The organism is Streptomyces sp. S6 (assembly GCF_054880855.1).
Window position 1 is genome coordinate 16682 of sequence record NZ_JBTYMC010000015.1, and the last position, 16177, is coordinate 32858.

At 72.2% G+C, this 16177-nt stretch carries 13 protein-coding genes and 1 pseudogene; 1 reads left to right on the forward strand and 13 read right to left on the reverse strand.

What is annotated here, in order from left to right:
* Positions 1 to 34: 34 nt before the first annotated feature.
* From ACVNF4_RS03880 to ACVNF4_RS03905, 6 genes and pseudogenes are all read right to left on the reverse strand, one after another.
* Positions 35 to 491: pseudogene (locus tag ACVNF4_RS03880) on the reverse strand (phosphotransferase).
* 48 nt (positions 492 to 539) lie between these two features.
* On the reverse strand, positions 540 to 2846 hold the full coding sequence (locus ACVNF4_RS03885) for a xanthine dehydrogenase family protein molybdopterin-binding subunit (protein WP_461801222.1): 2307 nt from the start codon (positions 2844 to 2846) through the stop codon (positions 540 to 542).
* Between the two features lie 73 nt (positions 2847 to 2919).
* A complete protein-coding gene (locus tag ACVNF4_RS03890; protein WP_461801223.1) occupies positions 2920 to 5052 on the reverse strand; it encodes a 2Fe-2S iron-sulfur cluster-binding protein in 2133 nt (710 codons plus the stop codon).
* On the reverse strand, positions 5049 to 5942 hold the full coding sequence (locus tag ACVNF4_RS03895; protein ID WP_461801224.1) for an FAD binding domain-containing protein: 894 nt from the start codon (positions 5940 to 5942) through the stop codon (positions 5049 to 5051). The genes ACVNF4_RS03890 and ACVNF4_RS03895 overlap by 4 nt, the downstream gene beginning before the upstream one ends.
* A gap of 312 nt (positions 5943 to 6254) precedes the next feature.
* Positions 6255 to 6533, reverse strand: a complete 279-nt coding sequence (locus tag ACVNF4_RS03900; RefSeq protein ID WP_461801225.1) for a DUF3039 domain-containing protein — start codon at positions 6531 to 6533, stop codon at positions 6255 to 6257.
* A 28-nt stretch (positions 6534 to 6561) separates the two neighbouring features.
* Positions 6562 to 7131 (reverse strand): YqgE/AlgH family protein, encoded by a 570-nt coding sequence (locus tag ACVNF4_RS03905; RefSeq protein WP_461801226.1) that lies wholly within the window; start codon positions 7129 to 7131, stop codon positions 6562 to 6564.
* A gap of 257 nt (positions 7132 to 7388) precedes the next feature.
* On the opposite strand from ACVNF4_RS03905, the gene murA reads away from it, so the two are divergent.
* Positions 7389 to 8735 (forward strand): UDP-N-acetylglucosamine 1-carboxyvinyltransferase, encoded by a 1347-nt coding sequence (gene murA, locus ACVNF4_RS03910; RefSeq protein WP_461801227.1) that lies wholly within the window; start codon positions 7389 to 7391, stop codon positions 8733 to 8735.
* 107 nt (positions 8736 to 8842) lie between these two features.
* Here the strand turns inward: murA and ACVNF4_RS03915 are convergent, their stop codons facing one another.
* The 7 genes from ACVNF4_RS03915 to ACVNF4_RS03945 form a co-directional block, all read right to left on the reverse strand.
* On the reverse strand, positions 8843 to 9124 hold the full coding sequence (locus tag ACVNF4_RS03915; protein ID WP_005486790.1) for an HU family DNA-binding protein: 282 nt from the start codon (positions 9122 to 9124) through the stop codon (positions 8843 to 8845).
* Between the two features lie 303 nt (positions 9125 to 9427).
* On the reverse strand, positions 9428 to 10846 hold the full coding sequence (locus ACVNF4_RS03920) for a malic enzyme-like NAD(P)-binding protein (RefSeq protein WP_461801228.1): 1419 nt from the start codon (positions 10844 to 10846) through the stop codon (positions 9428 to 9430).
* 320 nt (positions 10847 to 11166) lie between these two features.
* The gene (locus ACVNF4_RS03925; protein WP_461801229.1) at positions 11167 to 13590 is read right to left on the reverse strand and encodes a HelD family protein; all 2424 of its coding nucleotides are present in this window, start codon (positions 13588 to 13590) and stop codon (positions 11167 to 11169) included.
* A gap of 74 nt (positions 13591 to 13664) precedes the next feature.
* Positions 13665 to 14441 (reverse strand): anti-sigma factor family protein, encoded by a 777-nt coding sequence (locus ACVNF4_RS03930; RefSeq protein WP_461801230.1) that lies wholly within the window; start codon positions 14439 to 14441, stop codon positions 13665 to 13667.
* 62 nt (positions 14442 to 14503) lie between these two features.
* Positions 14504 to 15025, reverse strand: coding sequence for a sigma-70 family RNA polymerase sigma factor (locus tag ACVNF4_RS03935; protein WP_010039908.1), 522 nt, complete (start codon positions 15023 to 15025; stop codon positions 14504 to 14506).
* Positions 15026 to 15301: 276 nt separating this feature from the next.
* Positions 15302 to 15445, reverse strand: a complete 144-nt coding sequence (locus tag ACVNF4_RS03940) for a hypothetical protein (protein ID WP_461801231.1) — start codon at positions 15443 to 15445, stop codon at positions 15302 to 15304.
* Positions 15442 to 16140, reverse strand: coding sequence for a CGNR zinc finger domain-containing protein (locus tag ACVNF4_RS03945; RefSeq protein WP_461801232.1), 699 nt, complete (start codon positions 16138 to 16140; stop codon positions 15442 to 15444). Before ACVNF4_RS03945 ends, ACVNF4_RS03940 begins: the two co-directional genes overlap by 4 nt.
* Positions 16141 to 16177: the final 37 nt, after the last annotated feature.

The window sequence follows — 16177 nt, forward strand, 5'->3', positions numbered from 1 at the left end:
CCCCACTGACAACGCCCCGTCACCAGCCAAGACGTCACTCCACCCACGCGAGTTGCCTCTCCGCAAGGATTTTCTCGGCCGTCTCGCCGGGGGTCATCTCGGACGTGTCCAGCCACAGCCCGACCCGCGGGGTCAGCTCCCGCAGCCACCGGTCCAGCTCCGCCACGGACCAGCCCCCGCCGTACCCCGTCTTCGCCCGCCCCGCCTCCCGCACGGCCACCACCCCCGCGTCCGGCCCACCCCGCGAGGTCCTCCCCGAGGACCACGTCCTGAACGACAGCGGTGAACCCGGCGTCGGCGTACGCGTCGGCCGTCGCGGCGGCCAACCGGTAGCGCAGCAGGAGTTGTTCACGTGCCTCACCAGAAGCGCCGGGCTCGTACTCCACCCGCCCCGACACCACCATCCGCCGGAACACGTCCCCACGCACGTGTGCGGCACGCGGCAGCCTCTCCGCCAGCGCCTGCGCGACAGTGGACTTGCCGGACGCCATCACTCCGGTGATCAGATAAACGCCACCCGAGGGCGCCGGACGCCCCCCCTACTGCGTCACCACCGCCGCCTGAGGCCGTATCGGCAGCCGATTCACCGGCCGCCCCGTAGCCGCCCGCACAGCCGACGCCACCGCCGCCGGCGACGTCACCACGGGCACCGCGCTGACCGCCTTGGCCCCGAACGGCGCGACGACGTCCCGCTCCTCGACGAGCTTCACGATGCTGATCTCCGGCGCGTCGAGGGACGTCGGCAGCGAGTACCCGGTGAGATCGGGATGCCGGATCAACCCGCGCGGGGTGCGCAGGTTCTCGGTGAGGGCGATCCCGACCCCTTGGGTGACCCCCGCCTCGATCCGCGCGGCGAGCTGCGCGGGGTTCAGCACCCGCCCGACGTCCTGGGCGACGGCGAGTTCGACGACCCGCACGGACCCCAGCTCGATGTCGACGTCGACGACCGCGCGGACGGCGCAGAACGCGAGCCCGACAAAGGCGTCCCCCTGCCCGGCACCGTCGAGCGGCTCGGTGGGATGCGGGCGGCACTGCGCGGTGGCCCACAGTTCCTTGCCGTGGAGTTCCTCGGCGACGGTGGTGGACAGCACGCCGTCGTAGGACGTGATCTTCCCGTCGGTGATCTGGAGCAGCTCGGTGGACATGCCGAACTTGTGCGCCAGGGGTTGCAGCAACTGCGTGCGGACCATCTTGGCGGCCCGCTCGACGGCACCCCCGGACACCCAGGTGTGCCGTCCCCGGCAACCGGGCCCGGCGGGCGGCTGGTCGGTGTCGACGGGTGCGACGTGCACCTCGTCGATCCCGAGGGTCTCCTGGACGATCTGGCGCGCGAGCGTGGTGAAACCCTGCCCGGACTCGACGGCGGCGCACAGGACGGTCGCGACACCGCCCTGGACCTTGACGGTGGCCGTGGAGACCTCGTCGGCCCCCTCCGCGCCGAGCATGTGGACCATCCCGAGCCCGTACCCGACGCCCCGGCGGACGGCTCCGGGCTCCCCGGCGCCCTCAGGGCCGCCGGGGAGGAGCCACTCGTCCTCCGGCGTGTCCTTGGGGAGGGCCGGCAGGGGGTGCTCCTGGACGGCCTGGAGGAGCTCGGCGACGGGCGCGGGACAGGTGACGGTCTGGCCGGTCGGCAGGACGTCCCCGGTCGCCATGACGTTGCGCAGGCGCAGCTCGGCGGGGTCGAGGCCGAGCTTCTTGGCGAGCTTGTCCATCTGCGCCTCGTAGGCCGCGCAGACCTGCATCGCGCCCTCCCCGCGCACGTGCCCGGAGGGCGGGTTGTTCGTGCGGACGGCCCACCCCTCGATGAACGCGTTCGGGACGACGTACGGGCCGCAGGCGAACGACACGGCGGCGGCGAGCGCCTCGGACGACGTGTCGGCGTACGCGCCCCCGTCGAGCAGGATCTGCGCCTCGACCTTGACGAGCCTGCCCTCGGCGTCGGCGTGGTGCCGGTAGCGCAGCAGCGTGGGGTGCCGGTGGGCGTGCCCGAGGAACGACTCCTCGCGCGTGGCGGTGAGTTTCACCGGGCAGCCGGTCTTCAGCGCGAGCAGCCCGAGCGGCAGCTGGAAGCCCTGGTCCTCACGGTCGGCGGTGGCCCCGGGGACGCCGGTGACGACGATCTTGACGCGGTCGGCGGGCAGTCCGTAGACGGCGGCGGCGGTGTCGCGGTCGGTGTGCGGGTCGGTGGAGGCGAGGTACAGCTCGACGCCGCCGTCGGGGCGCGGGACGGCGAGTCCGGCCTCGGCGCCGATCGGGGCGGGGTCCGCGCGGCCGATGCGGTACTGGCCCTCGACGACGATCTCGCCGACCGCCTCCGGGTCGCCGTGGCGCAGCGGGATGTGCCGGATCAGGTTGCCGTCCGGGTGCAGCGGTTCGGCCTCGAACGCCTGCTCCGGGTCGGTGACCGGGTCGAGGAGTTCGTACTCGACGATGACGGCGGCGGCGGCCATCCGCGCGGTGTCGGGGTGGTCGGCGGCGACGGCCGCGAGGGGTTCGCCGTGGTGGCGGACGACCTCGGAGGCGAACACCGGCCGGTCGACGACGCCCCGGCCGTGCCGGGGGGTGCCGGGGACGTCCTCGTGCGTGATGACCGCGCGGACGCCGGGCATCTCCCGTGCGTGGGACGTGTCGATCGACACCACGCGCGCGCGGGGGTGCGGCGAGCGCAGGACGGCCGCCCAGAGCAGCCCCTCCGCCCACAGGTCGGCGGCGTAGGGGAAGGTCCCCTCGGTCTTCGCGCGCGCGTCCGCCGGGTGCAGCGACGCCCCCAGCCCGTGCGAGACCGCCTCGGGCACGGGCACGGCCTCCGTCACGACCGGCGCGGCAACGGCATCCTGGCTCACGCCGCACCTCCGTCGCGACCGGACCCACACAGCACAGCGCGCGCGTACGACACGTCGTACGGAACCGGCCCGCTCACGCCTGGCCTCCGTCCTGGCCGAACACCTGGCCCTGACCTCCCAAGGTCCCCGTGTCGAAGACCGACGGGCTCGCCCCGCCGGCCCCCGGGCCCGCCTGATGCGGAATACGTGCCCCGTCGGCGTCCGACTCAGCCTCGGCGGCGGCGAACGCCTCACGTTCCTCGACGACTTCCTGGACGGCGTTCAGGACGCCCCGGTAGCCGGAGCAGCGGCACAGGTTGCCGCACAGGGCCTGACGCGCCTCCAGTTCGGTGGGCGCCGGGTTGCCCTCCAGCAGGTCGTGCACGGTCATCGCCATGCCGGGGACGCAGAAGCCGCACTGCACGGCGCCGCACCGCGCGAGCGCGCGCTGGACGTCGGACGGCTGTCCGTCGACGGCGAGGCCCTCGACCGTGCGGACCTCGCTCCCGGCGGCCGTCACGGCGGGCACCAGGCAGGAGGCGACGAGCCGCCCGTCCACCTGGACGTTGCAGGCGCCGCACTCGCCCTGCGAGCAGCCGTCCTTGGCGCCCGCGAGACCGAGCCGCTCACGCAGGACGTAGAGCAGCGACTCGCCGATCCATGCGTCGGTGACGGGCCGGTCGGCGCCGTTGACGGCCAGGACGTAGGAGGCGAGGGGGTGTTCCTCGGCGGGCGGCGGGACGACGTCCGGGGCGTCCTCGGCCTCGTCCGCCTCCGCGCCCCCCTGAGCCCCTTCCAGGCCCTCTACGGCACCTCGACCGCCCGTGGGGCCCTCGTCGCCCTCCGAGGCGCTCTCAGCGGCCTCCACGGGCTCCGACGGGGCTTCGTACGACGGTTCGACGGCCGATTCGACGACGGCACTCTCGGCGGCGCCACCGGAACCGGCCGCCACACCCTGCCCGGACGGCACACCCTCACCGGTGTCCGACGCCTCCCCGGCCTCCGGCGCGAGCCGCTGACCGGCGCCCAGCGTCAGCCGGTTGATGGCAGCGGCGGCGGCATCGGGCTCGGCGACCGCACGGCCGCCCGCACCACCCCCGACGGCCCCCGACTCGGCAGGGGCATGACCAGCCACCTCACCGGCTCCGGCCGCGCCATCCGGCCCCGGCGTCCCGTCCAGCCCCGTCGCCCCGGCGAGATCGGTCGCACCGCCAAGATCCGTCGCCCCGCCGAGACCCACCGCCTCGACGGAACCGGAACCGGAACCGACACCGGCACCCCCGTCCAGCCCCGCCGACACGCCCGGCCCGGCACCACCGTCCACCTCGCCCGCACGCTCCGACACGCCGGGCAGCCCGGGAAGTTCGACCCCGCGCCCGTCCGTGTGCGCACCCGCGCCACCCACCCCGTCGACGTACCCGGCACCCGGCCCACCGGCCGGATCCGCGCCACGCCCCTCGGAGTGCCCCGCCGGGTCTCCGCCGTGCGTCTCGGGATAGCCGACCCCGTGCCCGGCGGTGTACCCGTCGGCCGGTTCGCCGCCCAGCCCGTCCGGCAGCCCGGCGGCGGCGAAATCGACGCCCCGCCCGTCCGAGGCGCCCGCGTAGTCGACCCCGCGCCCGTCCGAGTACCCGGACAGCCCGGGGAGTTCGACCCCGCGCCCGTCGGAGTGCCCGGCCGCGCCGGCGAGGTCGACACCGTGGCCCTGGCTGTGCTGGTCCCACCCGGAGTCGGCCCAGGGTGCGGCGGCGCCGCCCGGCAGGGTGGTCCCCCACTGCTGCTCGGCCAGCGCGGAGGCGGTGAACTCCCCCGACTCGTCCGGGAGATCGCCCCCGGCGACGGGGATGGACCACTGTCCGGTCACATCGTGCGCGGGCGCGGCGGGCGGCGGTTCCTCGTAGGTCCACTGACCGGAGTGCTGCTGACCGGCGTAGGTGAACCGGTCGTCGCCGGAACCCGCGCCGGTGACGTCGGGCGCGGGCCACTCCACGCCGTCCGCGGGTGCGGCCCAGTTCTCCGCCCCCGGTGTCGGCGCTATCGGCGGCGGGACGTACCCGTGGCCCGGCGCGGCGAGGGGGCTGTGGCGCGCGAGGAGCGCGTCCACGCCTCCCTCGGGCAGCTTGACGAAGGCGGTCGCGCCGTCGTCGTAGTCGCCCTGGGGCAACGGGTCCCAGCGGCTGACGCCCTGGGGCGTGCCGTGTTCCTGACTGTGCTGCTCGTCGGTCACGACAGCGCCCTCCCCAGTGCTCGTCGGGCCAGCGCGGCGACGGTGCGCCGCAGGTGCAGTACGGCGGGCGGCAACGGCGTGACGCTGCCGTCCACTTCGGGGACCGGGTCGGGGATGCAGGCGGCGGCGACGTACTCGCCGAAGGCGGTGAGCGCCTCGGGGACGAGCCGCCGGTTGTCGTCCCAGTCGATGAGCCGGGCGACCCACGCCTCGGCGTCCAGCGGGCGCAGCGGCATCGGGGCGATGGCGCCGACGGCGCACCGCACACCACGCCGCGCGGGGTCGAGGACGAGGGCGACGGAGGCGACGGCGCGGCCCGGTCCGGTGCGGCCGGTCGCCTTGAGGAAGACCTGGGGGGCGTGCAGCAGCGGCACGCGCACGTACCCGATGAGTTCGCCGCCGCGCAGCATCTCCATGCCGGCCAGCAGGTGGGAGACCGGGATCTCGCGGCGGGCGCCGCCGGGGCCCGCGATGACGAGGGTGGCCTCCAGGGCGGCGAGCACGGGAAGCGCGTCCCCGGTGGGCGCGGCGGTGGCGATGTTGCCGCCCAGGGTGCCCGCGTTGCGGATCTGCGGGGGGCCTGCCGCGCGCGCGGAGGCGGCGAGGGCGGGGATGAGGGCGGCGAACTCGGGCCGCCCCATGCGCGCGTGCGTGAGGCCCGCGCCGAGGAGGGCGTGGCCGTCCTGGTACTGCCAGCCGCGGATCTCGCTGATGCGGCCGAGGCCGACGAGCGCGGCGGGCCTGAGCTGGCCGGAGTTGACGGCGGCCATCAGGTCGGTGCCGCCCGCCACGGGGACGGCCGTGGGCATCGCCGCGAGGGCCGCTACGGCCTCGTCCAGAGTCGTGGGCAGCGTCACGGACTGCGCCGCCTGCGGTGCGTGCGTGGTCAAAACCGGCTGCCCCTTCCCGCTGCCCCACCTGGTCCCACCTGTTGCGCCGTACGGTACGTGCTGACAGGGCGGACGTGGCAACTCTGGCACATGTTCGCAACACCCGAGGACAGGGGTCCACTTGGGACTGTTCGCCCACCTCAGACCGGTTTTCCCCGACCATCCCCGGTCTGCTCGAATTGCCCCTCTTCGGTGACCCTGGGGGCTTTTCCCCTTACATGCCTACAAGGCCCTTTACATACCGACGTCCTGAGCGCACAGAAGCCTCCGGTACGCGCACGCACACGCGCGTACCGGAGGCTTCGCGGAAAGTTACTTGTCCCCGTCCTTGTCGTCCCCTGAGCCCATGGACTCGTAGATGTCCTTGCACATGGGACAGACCGGGTACTTCTTGGGGTCGCGGCCGGGCACCCAGACCTTGCCGCAGAGCGCGACGACGGGCGTCCCGTCGAGGGCGCTCGCCATGATCTTGTCCTTCTGGACGTAATGCGCGAACCGCTCGTGGTCGCCGTCGCCGTGCGACACCTGGGGCGTCGGCTCGACGAGGGTTCCCGTACCTGTTCCGCGCTCTGGTTCGGGGAGAGTGCTCATGCGCCCAGGGTACTGAAGCTCACACCCGTCAGTTGAGCGAAGGGTCGTCCGGGTACGTGGCCACCATCGCGAGCTGGCTGCGCTGGCGGCGCAGAACCCCGCGCCAGAGTCTCTCGGGAGCCGGCGAGGAGACGTCTCCGGGTTCCGACTCGACGACGTACCAGGCGCCGTCCCCCAGCTCGTCCTCCAGTTGCCCGGGGCCCCAGCCGGCGTACCCGGCGAAGATGCGCAGCGAGCCGAGCGCCTTCGCGAGCAGTTCGGGCGGGGTCTCCAGGTCGACGAGGCCGATCGCGCCGTGCACCCGCCGCCAGCCGAGCGGCGCGCGCTCGCCGGAGCCGCCGGGGACGACGGCGACGCCGAGCGCGGAGTCGAGGGAGACGGGGCCACCCCGGAAGACGACGCCGGGTTCACCGGCGAGGTCGGCCCAGCCCTCCAGGATGTCGCCCACCTCTACGGGCGTCGGGCGGTTGAGGACCACACCGAGTGAGCCCTTCTCGTCGTGGTCGAGGAGGAGCACCACCGCGCGGTCGAAGTTCGGGTCCGCCAGGGCGGGCGTGGCCACGAGCAGCCGCCCTGTGAGCGAGGACACCTCGGTCATGCCAGACATGATCCCGCATCTTCCCCGCGCGTGGGGAGGCAATCCGCGCAGAGCGATCCGGCCAGCTCCGGGACGTATTCGTCGGCCACGCGCGCGTGGAGCGTCAGTGACCGCAAGTACCCGACACCACACCGATCGTGTTGTGACACAGCTATGACAGTCCTGAGCACCTCTCAGGCTTACGGGAGGGGGGTGAACGGCGATTACCCTTTCCCTTCTGGCCCCTGACCCAACCCACTCCACGGAACGCGAGATTCATGACCGTCAACGGCTCTGACGACGTACTGATTGTCCACGGCGGGACTCCGCTGGAGGGGGAGATCCGTGTCCGCGGTGCGAAGAACCTCGTACCGAAGGCCATGGTCGCCGCCCTGCTGGGCAGCGAGCCGAGTCGGCTGCGCAACGTTCCGGACATCCGTGACGTGCGTGTCGTACGCGGGCTGCTGCAACTGCACGGGGTGACGGTCCGTCCGGGCGAGGAGCCCGGCGAGCTGGTCATGGACCCGACGTACGTGGAGAGCGCCAACGTCGCGGACATCGACGCGCACGCGGGCTCCAGCCGGATCCCGATCCTGTTCTGCGGTCCGCTGCTGCACCGCCTCGGGCACGCGTTCATCCCCGGGCTCGGGGGCTGCGACATCGGCGGCCGGCCGATCGACTTCCACTTCGACGTGCTGCGGCAGTTCGGCGCGACGATCGAGAAGCGGGCGGACGGCCAGTACCTGGAGGCCCCGCAGCGGCTGCGCGGCACGAAGATACGGCTGCCGTACCCGTCGGTCGGCGCGACCGAGCAGGTGCTGCTGACGGCGGTGCTCGCCGAGGGCGTCACCGAGCTGTCCAACGCGGCCGTCGAGCCGGAGATCGAGGACCTCATCTGCGTGCTGCAGAAGATGGGCGCGATCATCGCGATGGACACCGACCGCACGATCCGCATCACCGGCGTCGACAAGCTCGGCGGCTACAACCACGCGGCCCTCTCAGACCGCCTGGAGGCCGCCTCCTGGGCCTCCGCAGCGCTCGCGACCAACGGGAACATCTACGTCCGCGGCGCCCAGCAGCGCTCGATGATGACGTTCCTGAACACGTACCGGAAGGTCGGCGGCGCCTTCCAGATCGACGACGAGGGCATCCGCTTCTGGCACCCCGGTGGCCGCCTCAAGTCCATCGCGCTGGAGACGGACGTGCACCCCGGCTTCCAGACGGACTGGCAGCAGCCGCTCGTGGTGGCCCTCACGCAGGCCACGGGCCTGTCGATCGTCCACGAGACGGTCTACGAGTCCCGCCTCGGCTTCACCTCCGCCCTCAACCAGATGGGCGCGCACATCCAGCTCTACCGCGAGTGCCTCGGCGGTTCCGACTGCCGCTTCGGGCAGCGCAACTTCCTCCACTCGGCGGTCGTCTCCGGCCCCACGAAGCTCCAGGGCGCCGACCTCGTCATCCCCGACCTCCGGGGCGGCTTCTCCTACCTCATCGCGGCTCTCGCCGCCGAGGGCACGTCCCGCGTCCACGGCATCGACCTGATCAACCGGGGCTACGAGAACTTCATGGAGAAGCTCGTGGAGCTGGGCGCGAAGGTGGAGCTGCCGGGCAAGGCGCTGGGCTAGGCCCCCTAGGGGTTGCGGACACGACGATGGGGCGGGCCTTCTTCGGAAGGCCCGCCCCATCGTTTGTTTCAGGGGCCGTCCGGCCCCCGGCGCTCACTGCGGAGCGACTACTTGCCCTTGGCCGCTTCCTTCAGCTTGCTGCCCGCGGAGACCTTGACGGAGTAGCCCGCCGGGATCTGGATGGGGTCGCCGGTCTGCGGGTTGCGCGCGGTGCGAGCGGCACGGTGGGTGCGCTCGAAGGTCAGGAAGCCGGGGATGGTGACCTTCTCGTCGCCCTTGGCGACGATGTCGCCGACGACCTCGGCGAACGCGGCCAGCACGGCGTCGGCGTCCTTACGGGTCACCTCGGCGCGGTCGGCCAGCGCGGCCACCAGCTCACTGCGGTTCATGTTGTTACTCCCGTGTTCATCTTGCTGTTGGGGCGTGCCCTGCGGCAAAGCCTCGGGCACAGCGAAGCCGATACGCTCGCGCCCAGGGTCGCATCCTGCCCCTACCTGCGGCGCGAAAGCCAATCCGGCACCCGTAGGGGTCGTGAGAACCCCCCTGGGAGGCACACGAAAGGCGCCTGTTCGGCCGCAACCCTAGAGTCACGGCCGACCGGGCCGGTTCCGCGACGCGCCGGGCACCGACCGTGGGAAGTCTCACAACCACAAGGCGGTCACGAAGGCGACCGCCTCTGGGCATCGATAAGGTTACGACGCCGAAGCGCCGGCCGCTTTCGCCGCCTCCCGCACCGCCCCGGCCACGGCTCCCGCGACCTTGTCGTTGAAGACGCTCGGGATGATGTAGTTCGGGTTCAGCTCGCCCTCGGTGACGACATCCGCCAGCGCCTTCGCGGCAGCAAGCATCATCTCCGTGTTGACGGTCCGGGACTGCGCGTCCAGGAGGCCTCGGAAGACACCCGGGAAGACCAGCACGTTGTTGATCTGGTTCGGGAAGTCGGAGCGCCCGGTGGCGACGACGGCGGCGGTCTGCCGGGCGACACCCGGGTCGACCTCGGGGTCGGGGTTCGCGAGCGCGAACACGATCGCGTTCTCGGCCATCGCGGCGACGTCGTCCCCGTCGATGACGTTCGGGGCGGAGACCCCGATGAAGACGTCCGCGCCGCGCACGGCCTCCTTCAGCGTGCCGGTGAGGCCCTCGTGGTTGGTGTTGTCGGCGATCCAGCGCAGCGGCGAGTCCGCGGGGGCGTCCACGAGGTCCGTGCGGGCGGCGTGGACCACGCCGTGGATGTCGGCGACGACGGCCTGCTTGACGCCTGCCGCGAGGAGCAGCTTGAGGATCGCGGTGCCGGCCGCGCCCGCGCCGGACATGACGACCCTCACATCGGAGACGTCCTTGCCGACGACCCGCAGCGCGTTGGTGAGCGCGGCGAGGACGACGATGGCGGTGCCGTGCTGGTCGTCGTGGAAGACGGGGATGTCGAGGGCCTCGCGCAGCCGGGCCTCGATCTCGAAGCAGCGCGGCGCGGAGATGTCCTCCAGGTTGATGCCGGCGAACCCGGGCGCGATGGCCTTGACGATCGCGACGATCTCGTCGGTGTCCTGCGTGTCGAGGCACAGCGGCCAGGCGTCGATGCCGGCGAACCGCTTGAAGAGGGCCGCCTTGCCCTCCATGACCGGCAGGGCGGCCTTGGGGCCGATGTTGCCGAGGCCGAGGACCGCGGAGCCGTCCGTGACGACCGCGACGGAGTTGCGCTTGATGGTGAGGCGGCGGGCGTCCTCGGGGTTCTCGGCGATCGCCATGCACACGCGGGCGACGCCCGGGGTGTAGATCATCGAGAGGTCGTCGCGGTTGCGGATGGGGTGCTTGGACGCCATCTCGATCTTGCCGCCGAGGTGCATCAGGAACGTACGGTCCGAGACCTTGCCGAGGGTGACGCCCTCGACGCCGCGGAGCTTCTCGACGATCTCCTCGGCGTGCACGGTCGAGGTGGCCGCGATGGTGACGTCGATACGGAGGCGCTCGTGGCCGGACGCGGTCACGTCGAGGCCGGTGACGGAGCCGCCGGAGGACTCCACGACGGAGGTGAGGGCCGATACGGCGGTCCCGCCGGCGGGCACCTCCAGCCGGATCGTCATCGAGTAGGAGACGCTGGGCGCCGTTGCCATGGCCGACTTCCTCTTTCACCGTAAAACTTCGCCGTGAGGCTGAATCTTGTCGTCCGATCGTCGCACCTACCGCCGGGTAGGCGTTAGCCGGGCCAGCATTGCGAACCTTTTGTTCACGATGCGGAAAGAGGCCCCCGTCCACTGGGGACGGGGGCCTCTTTCCGCGAGTCTGTGACACCGGCCCGCCATGCTCGCCTCGCGGCAAGTGGTCGCTCGAAGCGACTAAGGTTGGGCCCGGGGGCTTGGATCGAGCCGGTGTCACAGCAAGGCTAACAAACACCCGCCACGGAACCATTCCCGTCCGGGCAGTTCACAGAAAACTAGTCCCGCAGCAGGTCCGGGACTCCCTCTCCGTCCGGCTGGTCCCGGTCCGTCGAGACGACCGTGAGCTGCTGGGTCGCCCGGGTCAGGGCGACGTACAGGACACGCAGTCCCGCCGGGGACTCGTCCGCGATCTCCGCCGGGGAGACGACCACCGTCGCGTCGTACTCCAGCCCCTTCGCCTCCAGGCTGCCGAGGGCCACCGCGCGGTCCCCGAGCCCGTCGAGCCAGCGGCGGGCCTCCTCGCGGCGGTTCATCGCGACGACGACGCCGACGGTGCCGTCGACCTGTCCGAGGAGCCGCGCGGTCTCCTCGCGGACCGTCTCCGCGAGCGCGCCTCGTGCCGCGCCCTTGTCCGTCGTCACGAAGCGGGGGACGACGCCGGTGGAGCGGACCGCTCTCGGGGACTCGGCGCCGGGCAGGGCCAGGGCCAGGACCTTCGCGGCGAGGTCGGCGATCTCGGCGGGGTTGCGGTAGTTGACGGTGAGGGTGAAGCGGCGGCGCGGACGGCTGCCGAGGGCCTCGTCGCGGGCCTCGGCGGCCTCGTCCGGGTCGGACCAGGAGGACTGGGCGGGGTCGCCGACGACCGTCCACGTGGCGTGCCGGCCCCGGCGGCCGACCATCCGCCACTGCATCGGCGTGAGGTCCTGCGCCTCGTCCACGATGACGTGCGCGTACTCCACGCGCTCCTGGGCCAGCCGCTCGGCGCGCTCGCGCTGGGTCTCCTCGCGGACCGGCATCAGTTCGTCGAGGCCGGTGAGCTGGTCCAGGGGGTCGAGTTCGCGCTTCTTCTTCGGGCGGGCCGGGGTGCCGAGGATCGCCTGGAGCTCGTCCAGCATCGCGATGTCGTGCACGGACCAGCCGTCCCGCTTCAGGGAGCGCGCGACCCGGCGCACCTCTCCGGGGTTCAGGATCCGCCGCGCCCAGCGGCCGAGGCGGCGTTCGTCGGCCATCGCCGCGAGGACACCCTTGGGGGTCAGCTCGGGCCACCAGGCGTTCAGGAACTCGATGAAAGCGTCTTCTGTCGACACGTCCTCGTCGAAGGACAGGCGCAGTTCGGCGGCGAGTTCCGGGTCGCTGTGCCGGGTCGCCGCGCCCGACCGCTCCCACAACGCGTCCAGCAGCAGCTTCCGCGCGCGGGGGCGCAGCAGGTTGACGGGCGCGGTGCCGCTGAGCGCCGTGCGGCGGACGTGGTCCAGCGTGTCCGCCTCCAGCTCCAGGCGCCGGTTGAAGGCGACGACGCGGAGGCGGGTGGGGGGACCGGAGGGGAGGGGTACGGGGGTGACGGGGGTGGTGTCGGGGTCGTCGCCGAACGTGAGCTGGCCCGTAGTACCCGTAGTACCCCCGGCGTCCACCTCCAGCGCTCCCCGCGCCGCCTTCCGCAGGACCTTCAGCATGCGGTACGAGCCCTTGGCGCGGGCGACGGCCGGGGAGTCGTAGAGGGTGGCCTCCGCGCCGTCGACGAGGGAGCCGATGGCGCGGATGGCGACCTGGCCCTCCTCGCCGAGGGAGGGCAGGACGCCCTCCGTGTAGGCGACCAGGAGGGGGGTCGGGGAGACGATCAGGATGCCGCCCGCGTACCGGCGGCGGTCCTGGTAGAGGAGGTAGGCCGCGCGGTGCAGGGCGACGGCCGTCTTGCCCGTCCCCGGGCCCCCCTCGACGTACGCCACCGACGCGGCGGGCGCGCGGATGACCAGGTCCTGTTCGGCCTGGATGGAGGAGACGATGTCCCGCATGGAGTGCGTGCGGGCCTGGCCGAGGGCGGCCATGAGGGCGCCGTCGCCGATCGCGGGCAGCGTCTCGCCGTCCAGGTACGCCGTCAGCTCGGGGCGCATCAGGTCGTCCTCGACGCCGAGGACCCGGCGGCCCTTGGAGCGGATGACCCGGCGGCGCACGACGCGGCCGGGGTCGACCGGGGTGGAGCGGTAGAACGGCGCGGCGGCGGGCGCGCGCCAGTCGATGACGAGGGGCGCGTACTCCTCGTCGAGGACGCCGATCCGGCCGATGTGGAGCGTCTCGGCGATGTCGGCGGTGTTGTCGTCCCGGATGACGCCCTCGGCGGGTTCGACGGCGGTGTAGGCGCCGTCGGGGCCCTTCTTGCCGTCCTTGCCGAGGAGCAGGTCGATCCGGCCGAAGAGGAAGTCCTCGAACTCGTTGTTCAGCCGGTTGAGATGGATACCGGCCCGGAAGACCTGGGCGTCACGCTCGGCGAGCGCGCCGGGCGTACCGACCTGACCGCGCTGTGACGCGTCGTGGAGCAGGAACTCCGCCTGGTGGATCTTCTCCTCCAGGCGCCGGTAGACCCGGTCGAGATGTTCCTGTTCGACGCAGATCTCGCGCTCGCGTACGGAGTCCTGGACCGGGTCCTGGGCCGTTGTCGACGCTGATCTGAGCGCGGTTTCCTGTTGAGCCTGAGCGGCCACCGGGCCCCCTTCTGACGTGCTGGGCAGCCGTCAACCGTACGCGAAGGGGACCCGTGCGCGGAAGCCACGCGCGCTCAGGCGTCGATCTGGACCAGCTTCTTGCCGCCCAGGGTGGCGACCTCGAAGTGGTCGATCTGGTCGGGTGTCATGGACGTGCCGCCCATGACGTAGAGCGGGTTGCGGGCCTGCTCGGTCGTCGCGCCAGGGAGGCCGTAGCCCCACTCCGGGACCGCCCAGGTGGAGACGGTCTCCCGCTCGCCGTTCTTGCCGACGGCGATCAGGGAGCACTTCTCCGGGCCGGCCACGTTCTTCAGTTCGACGACGGCCTCGGTGCCCCACGCCTTCTTGGCGTAGGCGACGGTGCCGGTGACCTTGGTGTTCGCGTCGGTCGCGGTCTTCTTGTCGGAGAGCGTGCCGAAGACGTCCTTCGCGGGGTTCGCGGAGGCCACGACGCCTGTCTTGGCGCCGCTGTCGCTGCCGCCGGTCGCCGCCATGACGCCGAGCGGGCCGCCGATGATGAGCGCCGCGGCTGCCGCGATCAGGAAGAAGGAGCGCCGGCGTTTGACGGCGCGGCGGTCGGCGACCTCGTCGACCAGCTTCTCGACCAGGCGCGGGCTGGGCTTGGCGGAGAGCGACTCGCCGATGGCGGGGGTGCCGGTGCCCGGGAGGTCCGCGAGGGCCGCCAGCATCGGTTCCATGCCGGCCAGCTCGTCCAGTTGCTGGGCGCACCATTCGCAGCCGGCGAGGTGGGCCTCGAAAGCGGTGGCCTCGGCGTCGTCCAGGATGCCGAGGGCGTAGGCGCCGACGGTCTCGTGCTCGTTGGGAGCGGGGGTTCCCTGCCTGGGGCTCATGGGTCCAGACATACCCGGACCACCCGTACCGAATCCGCCGCCCTGTCCCCCGTACACACTCATCACGCCGTCACCCCCCGCTCCTCCAGAGCCAGCTTCATCGACCGCAGGGCGTAGAACACCCTGGAGCGGACGGTGCCGCTGGGTATGCCCAGGGTTTCCGCCGCCTCGTTGACGGTACGCCCCTTGAAGTACGTCTCGACGAGCACCTCCCGGTGGGCCGGGGTCAGGTCGTCGAGCGCGTCCGACAGGGTCATCAGCCACAGCGCCTTGTCGATCTCGTCCTCCGCGGGGATGACCTCCAGCGGTGACGGGTCGACCTCCTGCGGCCGGGCCTGCCGGCTGCGGTGTCCGTCGATGACGATGCGCCGGGCGACCGTCACCAGCCAGGGGCGTACCGATCCGGTGGCTCGATTGAGCTGTCCGGCGTTCTTCCAGGCACGGATGAGTGTCTCTTGTACGACGTCCTCGGCGCGTTGGCGGTCTCCGGCGACCAGGCGCAGGACATATGCGAGGAGGGGTCCGGCGTGCTCCCGGTACAGGGCACGCATCAGCTCCTCATCAGGCTCCGAGGGCTGGGACATGCGATGTCGGGCCCTCGATCCACGTTCATTGGCCACGACGGAATCCTTGCGCACGCCCACCTCCGATGTCCGGGGGTTCCCCCAGTCGGTCGCTCCGCCACGAGTACGGGCGGGGTGTTCGCAGCGTTCAAGATCCCCGACAACTTTCCTTCCGGCGCCATGACGAGATGGACATGGGCGCACATTCCCACCCGGACTCCTTTACATTTCCGCCACATCGACAAGATCGCGTCACGTGCCCGGCGTCCGCACAAGTGAAACGAGGTGTTGTCGAAATCACTTCAACCAACTTCCGCGGGCGATACGGCGTTTCGCGGCGAAGTGGGCCATCCGGGACACCAACTCCCCCGCGCGGAGCGCCGTCACACACCCCGCCCACCCGAACAGAAGCTCCCGCCAGGCGACTTCACTCCCGCTCAAACCCTCCCCACCGCCGCCCGCCGCCGATGCCGGGCCACCCTCTCCCTGTTCCCGCAGATCTCGCTGGAGCACCACCGGCGCCGGCGCCCCCGGGAGGTGTCGAGGTAGACGACGGGACAGTTGTCGCCCTCGCACTGCCGGAGGGCCTCGCGGGAGGCGGGGTCCGTGAGGAGGTCGAGGGCGTCGCGGGCGAGGGCGGAGAGGAGGGCGGCGCAAGTGGGGGGTTCGGCAAGGCGGTTCGTGAGGTGACCGTCGTCCAGGAGAACCGCGTGCGGCACCGGCGGCGCGGGCCGGGCGGCGTCGTTGAGAACGGCGAGGGGGCGATCGTACGGATGCGCCTCGTGGGCGACGGTGTCGCAGGCAGCGGTGTCGTGGGCAGCCGTGTCGTGGGCAGCCGTGTCGTGGGCGACGGACTCGTGCGGGACCGGCTCCGGTTGCAGTGTCGACTCGATCAACCGGCCGATCACACCCCGGAGTTCACGGAACGCCGTGAGCCAGTCCGGGTCGGGGGCGGGGAGGGTCGTGCCCGGTGGGACCAGGCCGGATGCGGTGATCCAGTGGGTGAGGGACGCGGCGTCGGGGAGGCGTTCACAGGGGTGCGTGGTCGCGAGGAGGTCCAGGCAGAGCCGTCCGGCGTCGAAGCGGGGGGATCGGGGAGGGTGGATCTCCGGGGCCGTCGCCGTACGTGTCGTCATGAGCCTGCCACCACCCGGGGGAGGACGGAGAAGGACG